Origin of the sequence: Mesorhizobium sp. M0830 (genome assembly GCF_040319965.1) — a bacterium.
Classification (GTDB): domain Bacteria; phylum Pseudomonadota; class Alphaproteobacteria; order Rhizobiales; family Rhizobiaceae; genus Mesorhizobium.
On the sequence record NZ_JAMYOR010000050.1, the window covers coordinates 21,354 to 41,925 of the forward strand.

Here is a 20,572-nt window from a genome sequence, read left to right on the forward strand (position 1 = left end):
GAAAATGTCTGACGACGCGGACGTGATCATTGTCGGCGCCGGCCTTGCCGGGCTGGTTGCCGCCGCCGAACTTGCCGAGGCTGGCAAGCGGATCATCATCGTCGACCAGGAGCCGGAGCAATCGCTTGGCGGCCAGGCATTCTGGTCGTTCGGCGGCCTTTTCCTTGTCGATTCGCCCGAGCAGCGGCGCATGCGCATCCGCGATTCGCACGATCTGGCTCTGGAGGATTGGCTGGGCACAGCGGCTTTCGATCGGCCCGAGGATTTCTGGCCGCGCCAATGGGCGCAAGCCTATGTCGGCTTCGCCGCCGGCGAGAAACGCTCCTGGCTCCTGCAGCGCGGCCTGAAATTTTTCCCCGTGGTGGGATGGGCCGAGCGCGGCGGCGGCAATGCCATCGGCCACGGCAATTCGGTACCGCGTTTCCACATCACCTGGGGTACCGGCCCGGGCGTGCTGGAACCCTTCGTCCAGCGCGTGCGCGAGGCCCAGAAGCAGGGGCTGATCAGTTTCAAATTCCGCCACCGCGTCAATGAATTGACCCGCACGGGTGCTACCGTTGACGGTGTGCGCGGCGACATATTGCAGCCGAGCACTGTCGAGCGCGGCCACAAGAGTTCACGCGACATCGCGGGCGATTTCGCATTCCGAGCGCAGGCAGTGATCGTCGCCTCCGGCGGCATTGGCGGCAACCATCAGCTTGTCCGCGAAAACTGGCCGCAGCGGCTCGGCGCGGCGCCAAAGCGCATGATCGCCGGCGTGCCCGACCATGTCGATGGCCGCATGCTGGCGATCACGGAGCAGGCCGGCGGCTCGATCATCAACCGCGACCGCATGTGGCACTATGTCGAGGGCATCAAGAACTGGTCGCCGATCTGGACCGACCATGCGATCCGCATCCTGCCCGGCCCGTCTTCGCTGTGGCTTGATGCACGGGGCAAGCGCCTGCCCGTGCCGCTCTATCCTGGCTTCGACACGCTGGGCACGCTGTCCCACATCATGAGCACCGGCTTCGATTATTCCTGGTTCATCCTGACGAAGAAGATCATCCAGAAGGAGTTCGCGCTGTCGGGCTCGGAGCAGAACCCCGATTTGACCGGCAAGAGCTGGCGCCAGGTGCTCGGCCGCGCCACCTCGGGCATTCCGGGTCCTGTCAAAGCCTTCATGGAGAAGGGCGAGGACTTCATCGTCGAGGCGGATCTGCCGACGCTGGTCGCCCGCATGAATGCGCTCGCCGGCGGCGAGCCGCTGCTTGACGTCGCTCAGGTCGAGCGCGAAATCCGCGCCCGCGACCGGCAGCTCGACAATCCGTTCTCAAAGGACATGCAGATCACCGCTTTGCGCGGGGCGCGGGCCTATCTCGGCGACCGGCTGATCCGCACGGCCAAGCCGCACAAGATGCTCGACCCTGCAAATGGCCCGCTGATCGCCGTGCGGCTCAACATCCTGACCCGCAAGACGCTGGGCGGCCTGCAGACCGATCTCGACAGCCGCGTTCTGGATGCCGATGGCCAGCCGGTCGCGGGACTCTACGCCGTCGGCGAAGCCGCTGGGTTCGGCGGCGGCGGCGTGCATGGCTATGCGGCGCTTGAGGGCACCTTCCTCGGCGGTTGCATTTTTTCCGGCCGCAGCGCCGGCCGGGCGGCGGCCGAGGCCGTGCAATAAGGCCCAAACCGCGAGACGACAAAACCACTCACCAGAGCCAGGCGCCCTGTCCTAGCGCGGCCACTGCATCGACGATCCGGGTGAAGCTCGCGCGGGCGCGGCCGACCGTGTGCCGGGCTCTGAGATAGCCATGCACCAGGCCCGGTTCCTCGAACCAGTATGCCCGTCCGCCGGCAGCGACGATGCGGTCGCGATAGGCTTCGCCGTCGGACGACAGCGGGTCGCATTGCGCGGTGATCAGCACGGTCGGCGGCAGGTTGGCGAAATCGGCGTCGGCAAGCGGCGACTGCGTGATGTCGCCGGTGCCGTCTCGCCCGCCGGTGCGGATGTTCTTGTAGAATTCGATGTCGCGCATGGTCAGCATCGGCGCTTCGGCATGCCTGAGATAGGATCCCTTCGACCGGTCGCCGCCAAGACCGGGATAGATCAGCACCTGGCCGATCGGCCGTTTCGCATGGCCGCGTGTCGCGTGGCTGACCGCGGCGGCAAGATTGCCGCCGGCGCTGTCGCCGCATAGAAGAATTGGGTGGCTGCGGGCGATGCCAGCCCATTCGAAGGCGCTCATCACGTCGTCGAAGGCCGATGGATGCAAGTGCTCCGGCGCCAGCCGGTAATCGACCGAGATCACCTCGTAGCCGGTGCGGTCGCAGAGTTCGGCACAGACATCGTCATGGCTGTTCAGGCCGCCGAGAATGAAGCCGCCGCCATGGAAATACAGCACCGTCACGGCTGCTTGGCGTGCGCTTCGGTAAATGCGGATCGGGATCTCGTGCGTTCGCGTTGCAATGGCGGAGGTTTCGACCGCGACGCCTTGCGGGTAGCCGGCAAAGAATTCGCGGCACATGCGGTCGTAGATGTCGCGCTGCTGCGCGATCGTGTAATCGATCGTGTCGGGCGGATAGTAGGAATTGGTCCGCTCGATGAAAGCCCAGGTCTCGGCGTCGATGAGGGTTTTGTAGTCGGTCATGGGCACTGGAAGGGCAGAGCCCGGGCACCCCCCTCTGGCCTGCCGGCCATCTCCCCCGCAAGGGGGGAGATTGGCAGCGTTGATCGCGGTGCACTTCTTGCAACGTTGACGGTTGGCGAAAGCAGAAATGACATCCAATCTCCCCCCTTGCGGGGGAGATGCCCGGCAGGGCAGAGGGGGGTGTGACGGAACGCCATCGTTCCCATTACTTCCCCTTCCACACCGGATCGCGCTTTTCCGCAAAAGCGCGAAAACCTTCCATATTGTCTTCGGAGCCGTAGAGCGCATCGACCGTCGGCAGCTGCCGGCGCGTCACTCTGTTCATCGCGTCCTGGAAAGTCAGCGCTTCGGCCACGCGCGCCGTTTCCTTGATCGCTGCAAAGACCAGCGGCGGTCCGCCGGCGAGCAGCCGGGCGATCTCCCAGACGCGGTCCTCAAGCTTTTCCTTGGGCAGCACTTCGTTGACCAGGCCCCAGCGATGCGCTTCGGCGACATCCATCCAGCGGCCGGTGAGCAGAAGGTCCATGGCGACATGATAGGGAATGCGCTTCGGTAGCTTGATCGTTGCCGCGTCGGCCAGCGTGCCGGCGCGAATTTCGGGCAGCGCGAAGGAGGAATGGTCGGAGGCGTAGATGAGGTCGCAGGACAGCGCCAGCTCGAAGCCACCGCCGACCGCCATGCCGTTGACGCAGGCGATGACGGGCTTGTTGAGGTCGCGCAGTTCCTGCAGGCCGGCAAAGCCGCCGACGCCATAGTCGCCGTCGACCGCGTCGCCGCCGGCAGCCGCCTTGAGGTCCCAGCCGGCGCAGAAGAACTTGTCGCCGGCGGTCTTGACGATGGCGACACGCAAGTTCGGATCGTCGCGGAATGCCTTGAAGGTTTCGCCCATCAGCCGCGAGGTCTTCAGGTCGATGGCGTTGGCCTTGGGTCGGTCGAGCGTGACCTCCAGGATCGTGCCCTCGCGGCGGGTCGAAACGACGTCAGACATTCTTCTTGTCTCCCAGCACCAGCAGCGCATCGGCGATCCAGGCGCCCTTGCCCTCGGCGCAGACGATCAGCGGGTTGATGTCGAGTTCCTCGATCTCGCCGGCATTCTCCTGCACGAAGGCGGCAATGCCCGAAATGGCGTCGATGGCAGCCTGAACATCGGCCTTCGGCCGGCCGCGATAGCCCTCGAGCAGCGGGTACAGCTTCAGGCCGCGCAACGCTGCCTCGATGTCATCGCGGGTCGCCGGCAGCATCAGCGTGACACTGTCGCGAAGCAGCTCGACCAGCACGCCGCCGGTGCCCAGGGTCATCACCGCGCCGAACATCGGGTCGCGGGTGAAGCCGACGATCAGTTCGGCGACGCCGTCGCGCACCATGCGCTCGACATAGAGCCCGGTGCCGAGCGGCAACAGGTCATGCGCCGCGGTGCTGACGGACTCGGCGTCTTTGAGGTTGAGCTGCACCGCGCCGACCTCGGATTTGTGGGTGACGCCCAGCGCCTTCAGCGCCACCGGGAAGCCGAGCGCCATCGACGAGATCACCGCCTCGACCGCATTGGCGGCGCGCTCGCCTTTCGGCACCGGCAGGCCGGCCTTGATGAGGCGGGATTTCGCCTCGGCCTCGTCGGGCGTGACGTGTTCGCCGACAGGCGCGCCGGAGGCGGAGGTGTCGATCGGCTGCGCCTGCGGTTCGTGCCACGCCCAGCCGATGAAGGCTGCCGCCCCGGCGGCGTCCATGGCTTCTGAAATGCCGAACAACGGCACCATGCCGCGCGCCATAAGGCCGGCAGTGTATTCCTCCGGCAGGTTCTCCGGCAGCGAGGAGACGATGGCACCCTGCGCCTTGTTGGTCTTAAGCGCAGATTCGAAGGCACGCAGCGTCGCCCACCAGTCGGTGTCCGAGCAGCGGTCGGGGCGCGGGAAGTCGAGCACCAGCATGTTGAGGTCGAACCCGCCCGACACCATGGCGGTGAAGGTGGCGGTCATCGCCGGCTCATTGTTCCAGATGAAGGTGTGATAGTCCAACGGATTGGCCACCGCGACCAGCGGCCCGAGCGTCGATTTGACATGGGCACGGTGGGTGTCGCTGAGCACCGGGAAATTGACCCAGCGGCCTTCGGCGCTGTCGGCCATGACCGAAGCCTCGCCGCCCGAGCAGCTCATCGATGACAGCCTATAGCCGGGCAACGGTCCGGTGATATGCAGCAGCTTCAGCGCCTCGATGAAGGCGGGGATGGAATCGACGCGCGCTATGCCCAGCCGCCTCAGGAAGGCGCCCGATGCGGCGTCCGACCCTGCCAGCGAGGCGGTGTGCGAGACGGTCGCTTGCCGCGCCTGTTCGGAACGGCCGACCTTCATGGCGATGATCGGCTTCTTCAACTCGCGGGCCCTGGCCGCCAGCCGTTCGAAGCCGGCTACGGAATCGAAGGCTTCGATGTGCAGGCCAAGCGAGGTGACCCGCTCGTCCTCGATCAGGCCGAGTGCCATTTCGGACAGGCCGGTCTGCGCCTGGTTGCCGGCGGTCATCAGGAAGGCGATCGGGAGGCCGCGCTTCTGCATCGTCATGTTGATGGCGATGTTCGACGACTGGGTGATGATAGCGACACCTTTGCCGCCGTCGGCCAGTCGGATGCCGCCATGCTGGTCGGGCCACAGAAGTGCGCCGTCGGCATAGTTGATCAGGCCGTAGCAATTCGGGCCGATGATCGGCATCTGGCCCGCCGCCGCGACCAGCTCGGCCTGCAGCCGCTCGCCGTCGTCGTCATAGGCCTCGGTCTCGAGGAAGCCGGCGGCAAAGCAGACTGCACCGCCGGCGCCGCGCTCGGCCAGCGCCTTGACCACCTCGATGGTCAAGTGCCGGTTGACGCCGACGAAGGCGGCGTCCGGCGCGCCGGGAAGATCGGCGACGGAGCGATAGGCCTTTCGGCCGGCGACCTCTTCCTTGCTCGGATGCACCGGCCAGATCTCGCCGGCAAAACCCATCTTGATCGATTGCGCCACGACGACTGCGGCCTGCGCGCCGCCGAAGACGGCAATCGATTTGGGGCGCAAAAGACGTTCGAGTTTATGCATGGTCATCTTTTCGTTTGAGCATCATCTTCTCCCAAGCCTAGCTCCGGCCTTGGGGGATCATGCTCTAAGCCCCGAACGGACGCAGCAGCGCCCGCGAAATAATATGTCGCTGAATCTCCGAAGTGCCTTCCCAAATTCGCTCGACCCGCGCGTCGCGCCAGATGCGCTCCAGCGGCAAATCGTCCATCAGCCCCATGCCGCCATGGATCTGGATCGCTTCATCGGCAACAAAGGCGAGCATTTCGGTGGCCTTCAGCTTGGCCATGGCCATGTCCTGGTCGGTGACGGTGCCCTGATCGTACTTCCAGCCGGCTTCGAACACCATCAGGTCGGCGGCCTTCAGTTCGGTCGCCATGTCGGCAAGCTTGAACGACACGCCCTGGAACTTGCCGATCTGCTGGCCGAACTGCTGGCGCTGCGCGGCATATTCCACCGCATGGCCGAGCGCCCGCTCGGCGCGGCCGAGACAGGTGGCGCCGACCTGCAGCCGGGTGGCGCCGAGCCAGGAATTGGCGACGTCGAAGCCCTTGTGCACCTCGCCCAGAACCTGGGAAGCCGGCAAGCGGCAATCATCGAATTCGAGGATGGCATTGGTGTAGCCGCGATGCGAGACGTTGCGGTAGCCGTCGCGGACGGTGAAGCCTTTGGTCCCTTTGTCGACGAAGAACGCCGTGATCTTCTTGCGTTTTCCACGCGCGGATTCTTCCTCGCCTGAGGCCATGAAGACGATGGCGAAATCGGCGAGATCGGCATGGCTGATAAAGTGCTTGGTGCCGTTAAGCACCCAGTCGTCGCCGTCCTGCACCGCGGTCGCCTTCATGCCGCGCAGATCGGAACCTGCGCCCGGCTCGGTCATCGCCAGGCAGTCCCATTTCTCGCCACGGATGCAGGGGGACAGGTACTTCTCGCGCTGCTCCGGCGTGCCGGCCAGGAGGATGTTGGAGGGCCGCGCCACGCAGGTCCAGTGCAACGCATAATTGGCACGGCCGAGCTCTTTCTCGTAGAGCAGCCAGGTCACCGTATCCAGGCCCGCGCCGCCGACATCGGCCGGCATGTTGGCGGCATAGAGCCCGGCCTCGATCGCCTTGGCCTTGATTTGCTCGATCAACTCGCGGCGCAGCACGCCGGTGCGCTCGACCTCGCGCTCATGCGGGTATAGCTCGTTCTCGACGAACGCCTTCGTCGTCTCGACGATGAGCTTCTGTTCCTCCGACAACCCGAAATCCATGATCTCAGCCCTTCTTCTTGCCGGTCTTTTTCTTCGGCTTTTCGGCTTTCTTCACCGGCTTCAACGTCTTGGCCTTCTCGGCCGCCTTGGAGGCCACAGGCTTTTTGGCCGCTAGCTTGGCCAGTTGCCTGGTATAGTCCTTGTGCAAGGCACCGGCACCCCAGCCCTTGCCTTTGTTCTGCTTCGACAGCGCGTCCATGATCGCAACCAGATTGTCGTCGCGGATCTTTTCCAGCTCGCGGATCGACAGCCCGTGCGCCTGGTCGTCCGACTGCGTGGCGATCAGGTCGACCAGTTCGTCGTTGAACTCCGGCACGTCCATCAGCTTGGTCCATGGCCATTTCAGGCACGGCCCGAACTGGGCCATGAAGTGGCGCATACCGGCCTCGCCCCCTGCGACGCGATAGACCTGGAACATGCCCATCTGCGCCCAGCGCAGGCCGAAGCCATAGCGCATGATGTCGTCGAGCTCTTCCACCGTGCAGATGCCGTCCTTGATCAGCCACAGCGCCTCGCGCCATGCCGCTTCGAGCAGGCGGTCGCCGACGAAAGCCTCGATCTCCTTGCGGATCACCACCGGCTTCATGCCGATCGAGGCATACATTTCCTTGGCGACCTCGATCGCCTCTGGGAAGGTCTGTTCCCCGCCGACGATCTCGACAAGCGGCAAGAGGTAAACGGGGTTGAACGGATGCCCGACGACCAGCCGCTCCGGGTGCTTCTTCATCGCCACCTGCATGTCGGTCGGCTTGATGCCCGAGGTCGAGGAGCCGACAATGGCGTTGGCCGGCGCATGGGTATCGATCTCGGCCAGCACGCGGTGTTTCAGGTCGAGCCGCTCGGGCACGCTTTCCTGGATAAAATCGGCATCGGCAACCGCCTCGGCGATGGTCTTGGCAAAGGTCAGCCTGCCCTCTTTCGGCAGTCCGCCGGGCACCATCTGCTTGTAGGCGCGGCGCGCGCCTTTCATCACTTCGCCAACCTTGCGCGACGCTTCGGGATCGGGATCGAAGATCGACACGTCGATGCCGTTGAGCAACAGGCGCGCCACCCAGCCGGCGCCGATGACGCCGCCACCGATGGCGGCCGCCTTGTTGATGATGCTCATGCGGAAGCTCCGGTTCTTGTCTTGGCTGTTGCGGGATCGATGAGAGGCACGCGCTCGCCGGCGCGGATCACCGGGGGATCGTAAGCCTTGCGGGCAAACACTTCGAGCACGAAGGGCCGGAAGAACTCGATCGGCAGCGTGTCGTAGTCGGGGTCGAAGCTCGACTGGTCCCAGCGCTCGCAGAACTGATCGCAATCGTCGAAATAGGCGTGGCCGGCGAAGCGGTCGCGCGCATGGCGGTTGCCGCCCAGATGATGGGCATAGTAGAGCCGCTGGAAATCGCCGTGCTTTTCCACCACCCAGGTGCATTGTTCGCGTACGAAAGGCTTCAGGATCGAAGCGGCATATTCGTCGTGATTGTAGGGCGCGTATATGTCGCCGATATCGTGCAGCAGCGCGCACGCGATCCAGTCGGTATCGGCGCCGTCGCGCCAGGCGCGGGTCGCCGCCTGCAGCGAATGGCCGAGCCGGGTGATCTTGTACCCCGACAGACCCGCGTCGAGCTGAACCAGCGCGTCGAGCAGCCGCTCGCCGGTCCTTGCCGCATAGTCGATTTCATGCGCGCTCAGGAACTCATAGTCGTCCCGGTCGCCATCCTTCATCGCCGTGAATTTTACGGTAGTCATATCGACCCTCCCGGCGAATAATTTATGCCGCTATCGGCGCCCGCTTGGTGAGGTTGAGCTTCTTGCGCACTTCCTCCGGGCCGATGATCCTGGCGCCCAGATTGGTGACGATGCTGGCGGCTCGTTCGACCAACTGCGCATTGGTCGCCAGCACGCCCTTGTCGAGCCACAGATTGTCTTCCAGGCCGACCCGGACATTGCCGCCGGCCAGCACGGCGGCGGCGGCATAGGCCATCTGGTTGCGGCCGATGGCGAAGGCCGACCAGTTCCAGGTCGACGGCACGTTGTTGACCATTGCCATGAAGGTGTTGAGGTCGTCGGGCGCCCCCCACGGCACACCCATGCATAGCTGCACGAGCGCGTCGGGATCGAGCACCTTTTCCTCGACCAGCTGCTTGGCGAACCACAGATGGCCGGTATCGAAGGCCTCGATCTCCGGTTTGACGCCGAGCGCCGTCATCATGCCGCCCATGGCGCGTAGCATGCCCGGCGTATTCGTCATGACATAGTCGGCCTCGGCGAAATTCATGGTGCCGCAATCGAGCGTGCAGATTTCCGGCAGGCACTGGCGCACATGTTCCATGCGGTTGGTGGCGCCGCCCATGTCGGTGCCTTTTTCGTTGAGCGGCAGCGGTGCTTCCGGCGAGCCGAAGACCATGTCGCCGCCCATGCCGGCGGTCAGGTTCAGGATGACGTCTACTTCCGCCTCGCGAATGCGCTCGGTCACTTCGCGATAGAGATGCACGTCGCGCCTGGGCTTGCCGGTTTCAGGGTCACGCACATGGCAGTGGACGATCGCGGCGCCGGCTTTGGCCGCATCGATGGCCGAATCGGCGATCTGCTTGGGCGAGCGCGGTACATGCGGGCTGCGATCCTGCGAGCCGCCGGATCCGGTCACGGCACAGGTAATGAAGACCTCACGGTTCATCGCAAGCGGCATGGAAATCTCCTCCGATAGAAACAAGCCACAACAATGACCGACTTGCCGGAAACTGTTTTGCGTTTTACGAAGATCTCATGATCAAAAGCGAAAAGCCGACCATCTTTCGTTCGGAACGCTCTCCGCTCAAGGTGACGCTGCTGGTGTTTTCCGGCTCGTCGATCATGTGTGTCGCGTCGGCGGTCGATCCGTTGCGCGCCGCCAACCGCATCTCCGGCGAGACCTTGTTCGATTTCAAGCTGGTCTCGCTGACCGGCGAGGCTCCGGTCACCACCTGCGGCCTGCCGGTGGCGGTCAGCGGCCGTTTCGATGCGGGTGAGCCGACCGACGTTCTTGTCGTCGTCGCCGGCTTTGGCACCCAGAACTATGCGACATCGGGGCTGTTGTCAGGCCTGCGCCGGGCAGCGCGGATAGCACGGGCGTGCGGCGGTGTCGAAGCGGGCACCTGGCTGGTGGCGCGCGCCGGCCTGCTGGAAGGGCGCAGCGCCACCACGCACTGGGAGGACATGGAGGACTTTTCCTCGGCCTTCCCTGGCGTCGACGTGCGCCCGGACCGCTACGTCATCGACGGGCCGGTGTTCACGTCTGGCGGCGCGTCGCCGACCTTCGACCTGATGCTGCATCTCATTCGCACGCGGCTCGGCATGGCCGTGGCGCTCGATGTCGCCAGCGTCTTCATCTACGACCAGGCACGTGCCGCGACCGACGCGCAGCCGCTGGTCTCGCTCGGTCGGCTCGATGGCTACGATCCGCGCCTGGCGCAAGCCATCCGGCTGATGGAATCGCATGTCGATCAGCCGCTGACCATAGAAGCGGTGGCCAAACGCGCCGGGGTGACGGCGCGAACCTTGGAAAGCATCTTTCGCAAGTCGATCGGCGAGACGCCGGGCGCCTACTATCTCAGGCTGCGCCTAGGTGCTGCCCGCAGGCTCGTGGTCGACACCAGGGTGGCGATGGCCGACATTGCCGCGCGGACCGGATTTTCGTCCGCCGCGGCATTTTCTAGGGCTTTTTCACGGGCTTTCGGTGAAGCGCCGGTCAGGCTGCGCCGGGGCTGAGTGCAGGTCGACCAAAAGGACGACGACGTGCACAGAAAGTTCAGGCAGCATTCTGGTGGTCGCTGCCGCCGTCGATCTGCGAGCGCATTTGCCTGGCAAGATGGGTCTCGAAACGGCTGGCAACGGCGCGGTCCCATTCGTTCGAGCGGCGCGTGCCATCCTTCGGATGCGGCATTGCCATCAGCCGGTCGATAATCGATTCGACTTCGCCCGGTGAGAGCAGGGCGTCGATTTCACGTTCGTTCTGCATATCGGGTCGCCTCCTTCTTCCTCTCCCGCCACGAGCAGTCTTATATGAGATACGTGACGGCAGTTTGAAGGCAAGAGCGAGGTCATTGAAGGGCGTCAAAGGGCAAAAACCGTGTCGTCGCACCCGGCTTTGCGCAAAGTTTGTTCCCGTGTCTGGGCAGGTCAGGCCAAGGAGAGTTCTACAGCTGCTTTTCGAAGAGCAGGCAGCCGAGGATCTATGCGATCCTCGGCTGCCTGTCGCGAATGGGCTGACTGGAACATTTCACCGTTTCACGGAAACGGCGAACCCTCTAACTCTTTGTTTTGACGCAATTCCGGACGGAAAACCGCGTCACACTTTTCCTGGAATTGCTCCAGCGGAAGGCGATTGCCGCGGCTTCAGACAGAGATGGCGGATGTCGGTCCAGATCGGGGTTCACACGTACCGGTTGACGATGTTTTCCAGTAGTTCCTGGCGACCCGACCTTGGTTGCGGCTCGATCTTCTTCTTGACGACGCGCTCGGCGATCTCTTCCAGCGTGCGCTTGCCCGACAGCATCGCCTTGCCCTCGGCCGTGTTCCAGCCGGCATAGCGTTCGGCCAGCGGTGCCGACAGCGCCTTGTCCTCGACCATGCGGGCTGCGGCCTTGAGGCCGCGTGCGCAAGAGTCCATGCCGCCGATATGGCCGATCAGCAGATCCTGCGGATCAAGCGACTGGCGGCGCAGCTTGGCGTCGAAATTGGTGCCGCCGGTCTTGAAGCCGCCGGCCTGCAGCACCTGGTAGTAGGCCAATGCCATTTCAGGCACGTTGTTGGGGAACTGGTCGGTGTCCCAGCCCGACTGATAGTCGTTGCGGTTCATGTCGATCGAGCCGAAGACGCCGAGCGCATTGGCCAGCGCCAGCTCGTGCTCGAAGGAATGGCCGGCCAGAATGGCGTGGCCTTGCTCGATGTTGAGCTTGACCTCCTTCTCCAGTCCGAAGCGCTTGAGGAAGCCGTAGACGGTCGCGACATCGTAATCATACTGGTGCTTGGTCGGCTCCTGCGGCTTCGGCTCGATCAGGATCGTGCCCTTGAAGCCTATTCTGTGCTTGTAGTCGACGACCATGCTGAGGAACCGGCCGGCCTGCTCCTGCTCGCGTGCGAGGTCAGTGTTGAGCAGCGTCTCATAGCCCTCGCGTCCGCCCCACAGCACATAGTTCTCGCCCTTCAGCCGCTTGGTGACGTCGATACAGCTTTTTACCGTCGCTGCCGCGTAGGCAAAGACATCCGGGTCGGGATTGGTGGCCGCGCCCGACATGAAGCGGCGATTGGAGAACAGGTTGGCAGTGCCCCACAAAAGCTTGACGCCGGTCTGCTTCATCTTTCCCGCGAAGTAGTCGGCGATCTCGTCGAGGTGTGCCGCACTCTCGGAAAAGTCCTTGCCCTCCGGCCGCACATCGGCGTCGTGGAAGCAGAAATAGGGCGCTCCGAGCAGCGAGAACATCTCGAAGGCGACGTCTGCTTTCAGTTTCGCCAGTTCCATCGTGTCGACACCGCCGGCCTTGGGGAACCACGGCCGGTCGAAGGTCTGGCCGCCGAACGGATCGCCGCCCGGCCAGGCGAAGGAATGCCAGTAGGCGACAGCAAAGCGCAGATGGTCTTCCAGCCGCTTGCCGGCCACCACCTCGTCGGGATTGTAGAACCTGTAGGCCAACGGATTGGTCGAATCCGGCCCTTCATATTTGATCTTCTTGATGTCGCCGAAAAATCCGCTGCTCATGTTTTTTCCTCTCGAATAGTCCGCTCTGATTACCTCAGGTAATTCCCCTTGATTACCTCAGGCGTAATTGGTTTCGTTCGTCCGCTGGTCGAAAAGGCTCGTGTCAAAACAGTCAGACAAAGGAGACAGGCCATGACCGACCTCAACAAGATCGCCCAAAGCTACATCACCGCCTGGAACGAAAGTGATGCCGACCGTCGGGCCGATTTGCTCAAGGCGACCTTCACCGAAGACGTCAGCTATCGCGACCCGCTCATGCAGGGCGATGGCCATGCGGGTGTCGCGGCACTCATCGACGGCGTGCAGCAGCGATTTGCCGGCTTCCGGTTCTCGCTGAAGGGCACGCCGGACGGTTTTGCCGACAAGATCCGCTTCTCGTGGAATCTCGGTCCGGAGGGCACGCCTTCGGTGATCGAAGGCACCGACATCGGCATCATCGAGAACGGCCGACTGAAGAGCGTCACCGGTTTTCTCGACAAGGTGCCGGCGCAGTGAGGACTTCTGGGTAAGGCAGGTGCGAGGCACCCCCCTCTGACCTGCCGGCCATCTCCCCCGCAAGGGGGGAGATTGGTTGGCATCCGCGCCTTCGCCAATCACCCACCTTGCAGGACTGGCATATCCGCCAACGCTGCTAATCTCCCCCCTTGCGGGGGAGATGCCCGGCAGGGCAGAGGGGGGTGCCTCGCGCCGACTCACGCCGTGGCGACCTTGACTGCCGGGTACAGCGCCCGGTAGCGCTGATAGGCATCCGCATAGACGCTGCCAAGTGCGGCGTCCGGTTCGATCGTGGCATCGGTCCTCGGTGCCGTACAGATTTCGAGCGGATCGGCACCCGTCGCCGCGATCAGGCCGAGCCGCGCAGCACCAAAGGCGGCGCCGAAGTCGCCGTCGGCGGGGATGTCGACAGGCAGTTGAAGCGCGGTGGCAATCGCCTTCAGCCAGTAGCGCGAGCGCGAACCGCCGCCGATCGCCGTCACCCGCGCCAAGGTCGTACCGGCCGTGGCCAGGGCTTCGAAGCTGTCGCGGAAGGCAAAGGCGACGCCTTCGAGCACCGCCTGGGTCAGCACGGCACGGCCCGATTCATGCGCCAGCCCGGTGAACGCGCCGCGAATGGCGGAATCATTGTGGGGTGTGCGCTCACCGGAGAGATAAGGCAGGAAGGACACGCCGCTGGGCGCCCTCAGAGTGTCGCCGAGTTCGGCGGTCAGTTCGCCGGCGCCTTTTCCGGTGATCTCGGACAGCCAGTTCAGCGAATCGGTTGCCGACAGGATGACGCCCATCTGGTGCCAGGTGTCCGGAAGCGCGTGGCAGAAGGTATGCACAGCACTAGCCGGGTTGGGCAGGTAGGCGGCGTTGGCGGCAAACAGCACGCCCGATGTGCCGAGCGAAACGAAGGCGTGGCCGGCGCCGACCGTGCCCATGCCGCAGGCCGAGGCCGCATTGTCGCCGGCACCGCCGGCGATGGGAATGCCGGCCGGAACGCCCCATTTTGAAGCCAGTTCGGCACGCAGCGCGCCTGCCTTCTCCGTACCCTCGACCAGCGCCGGCATTTGCTTTTCATCGAGCGATGTCGCGGCGAGCAGCTCGGTACTCCAGCGCCGCTTGCCGACATCGAGCCAGGACGTGCCGGCAGAATCCGACATTTCCGAAATGTGCTCGCCGCTCAGCCAGAGCCGCAGGAAATCCTTGGGCAACAGCACTTTTGCGACCTTGGCAAAGACAGCGGGCTCGTTGTTCTTCACCCAGGCAAGCTTCGGCGCGGTGAAACCGGGAAAGACGATATTGCCGGTCAGCGCGCGGAAGCGCGGATCGGCATCGAGGAAGGCGGCCTCGGCATGACTGCGTGTATCGTTCCACAGGATGCAGGGACGCAGCACCTTGTCGGCGGCATCGAGCAGCGTCGCACCGTGCATGTGGCCGGACAGGCCGATGCCTTTGACCGCGGCGAGCTCCCCGGGATGCTTGGCTTTGAGGTCGGCAATCGCCTCTTCGCAAGCGCGGATCCAGTCGTCGGGGTTCTGTTCCGACCAGCCTGGGCGTGGCCGCGACACGTCGATAGACGCATGGCCGGAACCGATGACGGTTTGCCCGGCATCGATCAGCAGCGCCTTGACGCCCGACGTCCCGAGATCGAGGCCGAGATACATGCATTCCTCCCTTGCCGATAATTTTTTCGAGTCCCGAAAAAATCTGGCTTGTCAGTTTTTAAGACAAGATCGATCGCGGGTCAATTCTCTGACAAATTGGTCTCGGATAAATTGGCCGCGCGCCGAGAAAGCAGCGCCGACAGTGGACTGCCGGGCCGAGCCATTCCCCGTTCGGCCGTGAGCGCCCTGGCAAGCGCGCCGTCACCGGCGCGCAGGGCCGCCTCGATCAGCGTCAGGTCGATGACGTCGCGTTGGGCGTGGCTGCCGCCGAAACGGTGGGCGATCGCCCGTATCGGCCGGATCAGGTGAACGGTCTCGGTATAGTTGCCCTCGCCGAAGGCCTTGATGGCGAGCGTCAGGGGATGGCCGACATCCCTGGTGAAAGCCGCATTGTCGTCGCTGCCGCCCATCGCCTCGCGTTGAGCCTCGAGCAAGGTCTGGGCCGGGGCGTCGAGCCCGGCGCCGACGAACGCCATCATCGCGTGGGCATCGTTGAAGACATAATTGCCGGCACCGGCCTTGCGCCAGTTGGCGGCGAGCCCCGCCCAGCGGTCGCCGACATCGATGCCGCCAAGGTAAAGCCGCCACAGGATTGCCGACGCGTCGACCATGTTGAGCGCCATCGTCGACTGCCCGCCATAGATGGGACCGTCATAGAGCGCCAGCACCTCGTCTGTCTCGCCGAGATCATAGTGGAACAGCGCCAGGTGCCACCAATTGTGCACCTGCAGGAAGCTTTCCCTTGTCCACGCCTCGGGGTCGGCGCGCATCCAGGCAATACCATCCCTTTGCCGGCTTTGCATTTCCATGACATGAGCGACGGCATGCTGCGCCCACCCGTCGCGCGGCTCCATGTCGACTGCCGCGCGGCCAAGCTGCTCGGCCCTGATATAGTCAGCCATCTCCTCCAGCCCGAACGCCTGCATGCCGAGCATGGCGTGGTAGCCAGGCATGCCGCTTTGCCATGATGGCAGGGCACGGGCGATGCGATCACGCAACATGCGGGCATTGCCGGTGAAGAAATCGATCTGGTGGCCGACCTGCAGCGCCAACCCGTCGCGAGGGGTCTCGATGGTGACATCCTCAAGAATGCGGCTGGCTTGATGCCAGCGTCCGTTGGCGAGATGGCCAAGGGCAGCGACATGCGCCTGCTCGCGCGTGGTCGCGGTAAGTGGCAATGCGGCCTGATGGCAAGCCTTGGCTACGTCCGTCGCCTCTCGCTCGGTGGCGAGGCCGAAAAGGTAGCCCTTGAAGACATGCGCCATGACGAAGCCGGGAGCTTCTGTGATGGCGCGGTCGATGGAGGCCACGGGATCGCCGATGAAGCACTGCAGTTCACGCACTGCCTGACAGTAGGGCGTGAACCCCGCCTGCGTGGCACCCGAAAATGTCAGGCCCAATGCGTCCCTGATTGCCATGCAATGTCCTTCGGTCGACCGGTGACCAAGGCGATCCTAACGCATGGGCCACGGGCACGCCAACCGCGCGCTGCGCCGGGCCTAGTCCAGTAGTCTTTCAAATGGTGAGCGACGACGCGAGTTCTTTTTGCGGTGCCAACCGCCGAAGTCCGCGCTGCTCCTCATCGCCTTGTCGGGCACTTCTTCCCGTATAGCGAGTGTATAGCGAGGGGGAGAAGGGGCTGACCGCAGTCTGGGCCTCCTTCCCGCACGTTGGCGATCGGCGAAATCGCCGATGAGAGAGCCCTCTCCCGTCACTATGCGGGGAGAGGATGCCGGCACGTAGGCGAGGGCAGCGCAATCGCTGCGTGACGAGCGAATCCAACCCTACCTCAATTGCTGGAACGCATGGCCACCGTGGCGATGCCGGCGCCGACCAGCAGCGTGCCGCCGGTGCGGTTGAAGATGCGGATTGCCTTGGGATTGCGCACGACGTTGCGTGCGCGTGCCGCGATCAGCGCATAGCCGAAGGCGTTGGCGAAGGCGAGCGCCAGGAACGTCGTCTCGAAGATCAGCATCTGCGTCCAGAAATCGGCATGCCGGTCGAGGAACTGCGGCAGGAAGGCGACGAAGAAGGTGATGCTCTTCGGGTTGAGCGCGGTGACCAGCCAGGCATGTGCCATCATCTTGGCCGACGACACCGCATCGGTGCGCGGTTCGGCTTTCAGCGCGCCGCCGGCACGGAACAGTTTCACGCCGAGATAAATAAGATAGCCGGCGCCGATCAGCTTCAGGATGGTGAAGACGGTCGCCGAAGCGGCCAGCAGCGCGCCGATGCCCAGCATCGACAAGGTCATCGCGGTGAAGTCGCCCAGCGCCACGCCGACGGCCATCGGCAGTGCGGTGCGCCAGCCCTGGCCCAGCGCATAGGACACGACCAGAAGGATGGTTGGACCCGGAATGATGAGAAGGATCGTCGATGCGGCAGCGAAGGCGGCCCAGTTTTCGAAGGACATGCTCGTCTCCTTTGAGCGTAAAGAAGAGGATAAATCCTTGCGTCCGGGAGAATGTAAAGAGGCGATTTCCCTAATTTCGCCAACGGCAGACCGGCGTCAGTTCGCGCCGCTCAGCGTGCTCATTATTTCGGTCAGGCTGACATTGGCACCGAGAACGGTTGCCGCCGCGACAATGGCAGCGGCAAAAAACGTGGTGTCGGCTTTTAAGGCTTTGCATATGGAGGCACCCGCTGACCCCTGAGCGATAGGAAACGCTGGCGGCGGGATCATGACCCGCCGAGGTCTTTTGTGCAGCAGGTCTCGGTCAACGGATCGCGCAGAAGGTCGATCGCCCATGGGCAATGCGCGAACGCAGGCTGTGCAAGGTCTTCACGCTTTATCAACCATGAATGATGAAAATGCCTGCCATCCGGCCGGACCGTGCTTCCCGCCGACAGCGTGGGGTTTGGGTATATGCGTGAGTTGCCGCAAGGTCCGACGCCGCAGCGGAATGGCGACGCATTGGAAGCTGATCATCGTCTTTCCCGCCGCGCTATCCTATCCGGGGCAGGGGCGCTGGCGCTGCTTAGTGTCGCCGGCTGCTCGACCTCGGGCGGTGGCCTGCCGGCGCTGGAGCTCGACGACGTCTCCACCGGTTCGGTGCCGCCGATGCGGCCGGCGATCAGCGTCGACAAGAACGTCACCAGCCCCGGCGTGATGTATGCCGCACTGACGGATGGCGGCTTCAACGTCCCGGAAGTGCCGTATCTGAAGGTCAAGCCGGAATTCCGCCGCCAGATCGTCGTCGACACCACAGGCGAGGCGCCCGGGACCATCGTCGTCCATCTGCAGGAGCGCATGCTCTATCTCGTCCAGCCGGGTGGGGACGCCATCCGCTACGGCGTCGGCATCGGCAAGGACGGTTTCCGCTGGTCCGGCCGTGCCAACATCCAGTACGGCAGGGAATGGCCTACCTGGACGCCGCCGCCCGAGATGATCGCCCGCAAGCCCGAGCTGGTTAAATGGCAGGCCGGCCAGCCCGGCGGCCTCACCAATCCGCTCGGCGCGCGCGCCCTCTACATCTATCAGGACGGCAAGGACACCGGCTATCGCATCCACGGTTCGCCCGAATGGTGGAGCATTGGCCAAGCGATGTCGTCGGGTTGCGTGCGCCTGATCAACCAGGACATCATCGACCTCTACAGCCGCGTCTCCAAGAAAAACCCGGTCGTCGTCGTCTGACACGCCGCGCGCGCCACTCTTCCGTTGCGCGATAGCGAAAGACAGGCGAATGTGCCTTCGAATTCATCGCTCGGGAGACGTCGGGAATGGCCGGAACTTTTGTCATCGCGCAGGGCGGCGGCCCAACCGCCGTCATCAACCAGACGGTGGTCGGGGCGACGCTGGAGATCCGCAAGCGGCATCCCGGTGCCAAGGTCCTCGGTTCCGTCCACGGCGTGCGCGGCATCCGTGACGGCAACTATGTCGACCTTTCCGCGATTCCCGAGGACCGGCTGCGGTTGATCGCCGGCACGCCAAGTGCCGCCCTTGGCTCGACCCGCGACAAGCCGGATGCCGCCTATTGTGAGATCATCCTCAACGGATTGAAGAAGGCAGGCGCCGACGCCTTCATCTATATCGGCGGCAACGACACGTCGGGCACGCAGCAGATCCTGACCGATGCCGCAGGCGGCGAGATCGCCTTCGTCCATGCGCCAAAGACCATCGACAATGACCTCGAGGAAAACGATCACACGCCGGGCTTTATTTCGGCGGCCGAGTTCGTCGCTGGCGCCTTTCTGTCTGTCGACCTCGATTTTCGCGCCCTGCCCGGCATCTATGTCGGCATCGTCATGGGCCGGCATGCCGGCTTCCTAACCGCAGCCGCGGCGGCATGGCAGCTCGACCCCGACAGCGGCCCGCACCTGGTCTATGTGCCCGAGCGCCCGTTCTCGGCCGCCGGCTTCATCGACGACGTCCGCGCCACGCTCGATCGTCACAAGCGCTGCATCGTCGCCGTTTCGGAAGGTGTCAGCACCGCCGACGGCAAGGCACTGGTCGAGAGCCTGGTGCCGCCGGACAAGCTCGAGCGCGACGCGCATGGCAACGTCAAGCTGTCGGGCAGCGACCTGCCGGCCGCACTTGAGCGCGCGCTGGCCGAAGGCCTGCCCGGCAAGCGGGCCCGCGTCGACGCACTCGGCTACATGCCGCGCGGCTATGTCGGCGCCATCAGCGCGATCGACGCGCAGGAGGCTTTCGATGCCGGCGCTTTCGCCGTCACTGTCGCTGAACAGGGCGGCGGCTCGGTGGCGCTGCAATATGACGGCAGCAAAACGGTGCTGAAGAAGGTGCCGCTGAAGGACGTCGCCGGCAAGACCCGCCATATGCCGGACGATTTCATGAAGCCCGATGTCAATCAGCTGTCCGATGCCGGCATCGCTTATCTCAAGCGGCTGGTGCCGGAAAAATACAAGGTCGGGAAGCCGTTCGTCTGATGCCTGGCTCACACCTGATGCCTGGCTTTCACCTGATGCCGGGCCACAGCTGATGCCGGAGTGGTTCAGCAAAAGCATTGTCGACCACAAGACGACGATGCTGACCGAGCCGTTCGTGCATACCTATGTGCGTGCCAATATCTGGCATCTGCGCGGCCGAGATGCCGACCTTCTGGTCGACACCGGCATGGGTATCTGTCGGCTCGCGCCGGAGATCGACATGCCCGACGGCAAGCCGCTGCTGGTCGTCGCCACCCACATTCATCTCGACCATGTCGGCTCAATGCACGAATTTCCGTGGCGAGCAGGGCCAAGGCACAGCGCGGAGCAGTTCGCGAGCATGGATGAGGCGGCGACCTACGCCTACATGTTCCACGATCTCGACGGCGCCGTCTCGAAGCTGCCTGCGCCGGGCTGGAAGGCGGCCGACTACAAGATCCCGCCCGCACCGCTGACGCGAACCCTGGACGAGGGCGACATCGTCGATCTCGGTGACCGGCAATTCCGTGTGCTGCATCTGCCCGGCCATTCGCCGGATTCGATCGCGCTGTTCGACGAGGCCGATGGCCTTTTCTTCAGCGGTGACGCCATCTACGACGACACGCTGATCGACGACCTGCCGGATTCGGATCGATCGGCCTACATCAGTACGATGCAGCGCCTGCTCGACCTGCCGATCCGCGTCGGCCATGGCGGCCACGGACCGAGCTTCGACAGCAAGCGCATGCACGACATTGCCACTGCCTATCTCGGACGAACCGGCGGGATCTGAGCCCCCGGCGGGCAGGGAAGACTGGCCCGTCGCCTGACGACATCGTGACCGCCGTCATTCCGGAAATTAAATCTTCGTAAGGTGGCCCGGAATCCCTAAATCGGGCCAAGCTGCGCCCTAGATTCAG

General features: G+C 64.1%; 19 protein-coding genes. 7 read left to right on the plus strand and 12 right to left on the minus strand.

Translation table 11 applies throughout. The features are described from left to right. Positions 1–4: 4 nt before the first annotated feature. Positions 5–1,663, plus strand: coding sequence for an FAD-binding dehydrogenase (locus NKI20_RS24680; protein ID WP_352835214.1), 1,659 nt, complete (start codon positions 5–7; stop codon positions 1,661–1,663). Positions 1,664–1,691: 28 nt separating this feature from the next. Here the strand turns inward: NKI20_RS24680 and NKI20_RS24685 are convergent, their stop codons facing one another. The 7 genes from NKI20_RS24685 to bcoG all read right to left on the minus strand — a co-directional run bounded on the left by NKI20_RS24685 (position 1,692) and on the right by bcoG (position 9,591). Continuing rightward, complete coding sequence (locus NKI20_RS24685) at positions 1,692–2,630, minus strand: alpha/beta hydrolase (RefSeq protein WP_352603181.1); 939 nt, start codon at positions 2,628–2,630, stop codon at positions 1,692–1,694. A gap of 205 nt (positions 2,631–2,835) precedes the next feature. Beyond that, a complete protein-coding gene (locus NKI20_RS24690; RefSeq protein ID WP_352835219.1) occupies positions 2,836–3,618 on the minus strand; it encodes a carnitinyl-CoA dehydratase in 783 nt (260 codons plus the stop codon). Beyond that, positions 3,611–5,689, minus strand: coding sequence for an acetate--CoA ligase family protein (locus NKI20_RS24695; protein ID WP_352835222.1), 2,079 nt, complete (start codon positions 5,687–5,689; stop codon positions 3,611–3,613). The genes NKI20_RS24690 and NKI20_RS24695 overlap by 8 nt, the downstream gene beginning before the upstream one ends. A gap of 64 nt (positions 5,690–5,753) precedes the next feature. After that, a complete protein-coding gene (locus NKI20_RS24700; protein ID WP_352835224.1) occupies positions 5,754–6,917 on the minus strand; it encodes an acyl-CoA dehydrogenase family protein in 1,164 nt (387 codons plus the stop codon). 4 nt (positions 6,918–6,921) lie between these two features. Then, a complete protein-coding gene (locus NKI20_RS24705) occupies positions 6,922–8,025 on the minus strand; it encodes a carnitine 3-dehydrogenase (protein WP_352835227.1) in 1,104 nt (367 codons plus the stop codon). After that, positions 8,022–8,651, minus strand: a complete 630-nt coding sequence (locus NKI20_RS24710) for an HD domain-containing protein (RefSeq protein ID WP_352835230.1) — start codon at positions 8,649–8,651, stop codon at positions 8,022–8,024. The genes NKI20_RS24705 and NKI20_RS24710 overlap by 4 nt, the downstream gene beginning before the upstream one ends. Before the next feature lie 22 nt (positions 8,652–8,673). Next, positions 8,674–9,591 (minus strand): 3-dehydrocarnitine:acetyl-CoA trimethylamine transferase BcoG, encoded by a 918-nt coding sequence (gene bcoG, locus NKI20_RS24715; RefSeq protein ID WP_023761174.1) that lies wholly within the window; start codon positions 9,589–9,591, stop codon positions 8,674–8,676. A 77-nt stretch (positions 9,592–9,668) separates the two neighbouring features. On the opposite strand from bcoG, the gene NKI20_RS24720 reads away from it, so the two are divergent. Then, positions 9,669–10,649: a GlxA family transcriptional regulator gene (locus tag NKI20_RS24720; protein WP_352835233.1), complete on the plus strand. Its 981-nt coding sequence runs from the start codon at positions 9,669–9,671 to the stop codon at positions 10,647–10,649. Between the two features lie 40 nt (positions 10,650–10,689). Here the strand turns inward: NKI20_RS24720 and NKI20_RS24725 are convergent, their stop codons facing one another. Together NKI20_RS24725 and xylA are read right to left on the minus strand one after the other, a co-directional pair. Beyond that, a complete protein-coding gene (locus NKI20_RS24725; RefSeq protein WP_023761176.1) occupies positions 10,690–10,899 on the minus strand; it encodes a hypothetical protein in 210 nt (69 codons plus the stop codon). A gap of 414 nt (positions 10,900–11,313) precedes the next feature. Continuing rightward, positions 11,314–12,639, minus strand: coding sequence for a xylose isomerase (gene xylA, locus NKI20_RS24730; RefSeq protein WP_352835236.1), 1,326 nt, complete (start codon positions 12,637–12,639; stop codon positions 11,314–11,316). Positions 12,640–12,771: 132 nt separating this feature from the next. On the opposite strand from xylA, the gene NKI20_RS24735 reads away from it, so the two are divergent. Continuing rightward, positions 12,772–13,134, plus strand: coding sequence for a nuclear transport factor 2 family protein (locus NKI20_RS24735; RefSeq protein ID WP_352835239.1), 363 nt, complete (start codon positions 12,772–12,774; stop codon positions 13,132–13,134). A 197-nt stretch (positions 13,135–13,331) separates the two neighbouring features. Here NKI20_RS24735 and xylB read toward each other — a convergent pair whose 3' ends face one another. The 3 genes from xylB to NKI20_RS24750 all read right to left on the minus strand — a co-directional run bounded on the left by xylB (position 13,332) and on the right by NKI20_RS24750 (position 17,199). After that, entirely contained in the window at positions 13,332–14,786 is a 1,455-nt protein-coding gene (xylB, locus tag NKI20_RS24740) for a xylulokinase (RefSeq protein WP_352835242.1), read from the minus strand. An 80-nt stretch (positions 14,787–14,866) separates the two neighbouring features. After that, positions 14,867–16,204 (minus strand): tetratricopeptide repeat protein, encoded by a 1,338-nt coding sequence (locus tag NKI20_RS24745; protein ID WP_352835244.1) that lies wholly within the window; start codon positions 16,202–16,204, stop codon positions 14,867–14,869. 371 nt (positions 16,205–16,575) lie between these two features. After that, the gene (locus NKI20_RS24750) at positions 16,576–17,199 is read right to left on the minus strand and encodes a LysE family translocator (RefSeq protein WP_023761181.1); all 624 of its coding nucleotides are present in this window, start codon (positions 17,197–17,199) and stop codon (positions 16,576–16,578) included. Between NKI20_RS24750 and NKI20_RS24755 the strand changes: the two genes are divergently transcribed. The 4 genes from NKI20_RS24755 (at position 17,198) to NKI20_RS24770 (ending at position 20,445) form a co-directional block, all read left to right on the plus strand. Continuing rightward, positions 17,198–17,440: a hypothetical protein gene (locus NKI20_RS24755; RefSeq protein ID WP_352835247.1), complete on the plus strand. Its 243-nt coding sequence runs from the start codon at positions 17,198–17,200 to the stop codon at positions 17,438–17,440. The two genes, NKI20_RS24750 and NKI20_RS24755, sit on opposite strands and share 2 nt — an antisense overlap. Before the next feature lie 212 nt (positions 17,441–17,652). Next, complete coding sequence (locus NKI20_RS24760; protein WP_352835250.1) at positions 17,653–18,420, plus strand: L,D-transpeptidase; 768 nt, start codon at positions 17,653–17,655, stop codon at positions 18,418–18,420. Positions 18,421–18,506: 86 nt separating this feature from the next. After that, positions 18,507–19,673 (plus strand): diphosphate--fructose-6-phosphate 1-phosphotransferase, encoded by a 1,167-nt coding sequence (locus NKI20_RS24765; RefSeq protein WP_352835253.1) that lies wholly within the window; start codon positions 18,507–18,509, stop codon positions 19,671–19,673. Positions 19,674–19,725: 52 nt separating this feature from the next. After that, the gene (locus tag NKI20_RS24770) at positions 19,726–20,445 is read left to right on the plus strand and encodes an MBL fold metallo-hydrolase (protein ID WP_352835256.1); all 720 of its coding nucleotides are present in this window, start codon (positions 19,726–19,728) and stop codon (positions 20,443–20,445) included. Positions 20,446–20,572: the final 127 nt, after the last annotated feature.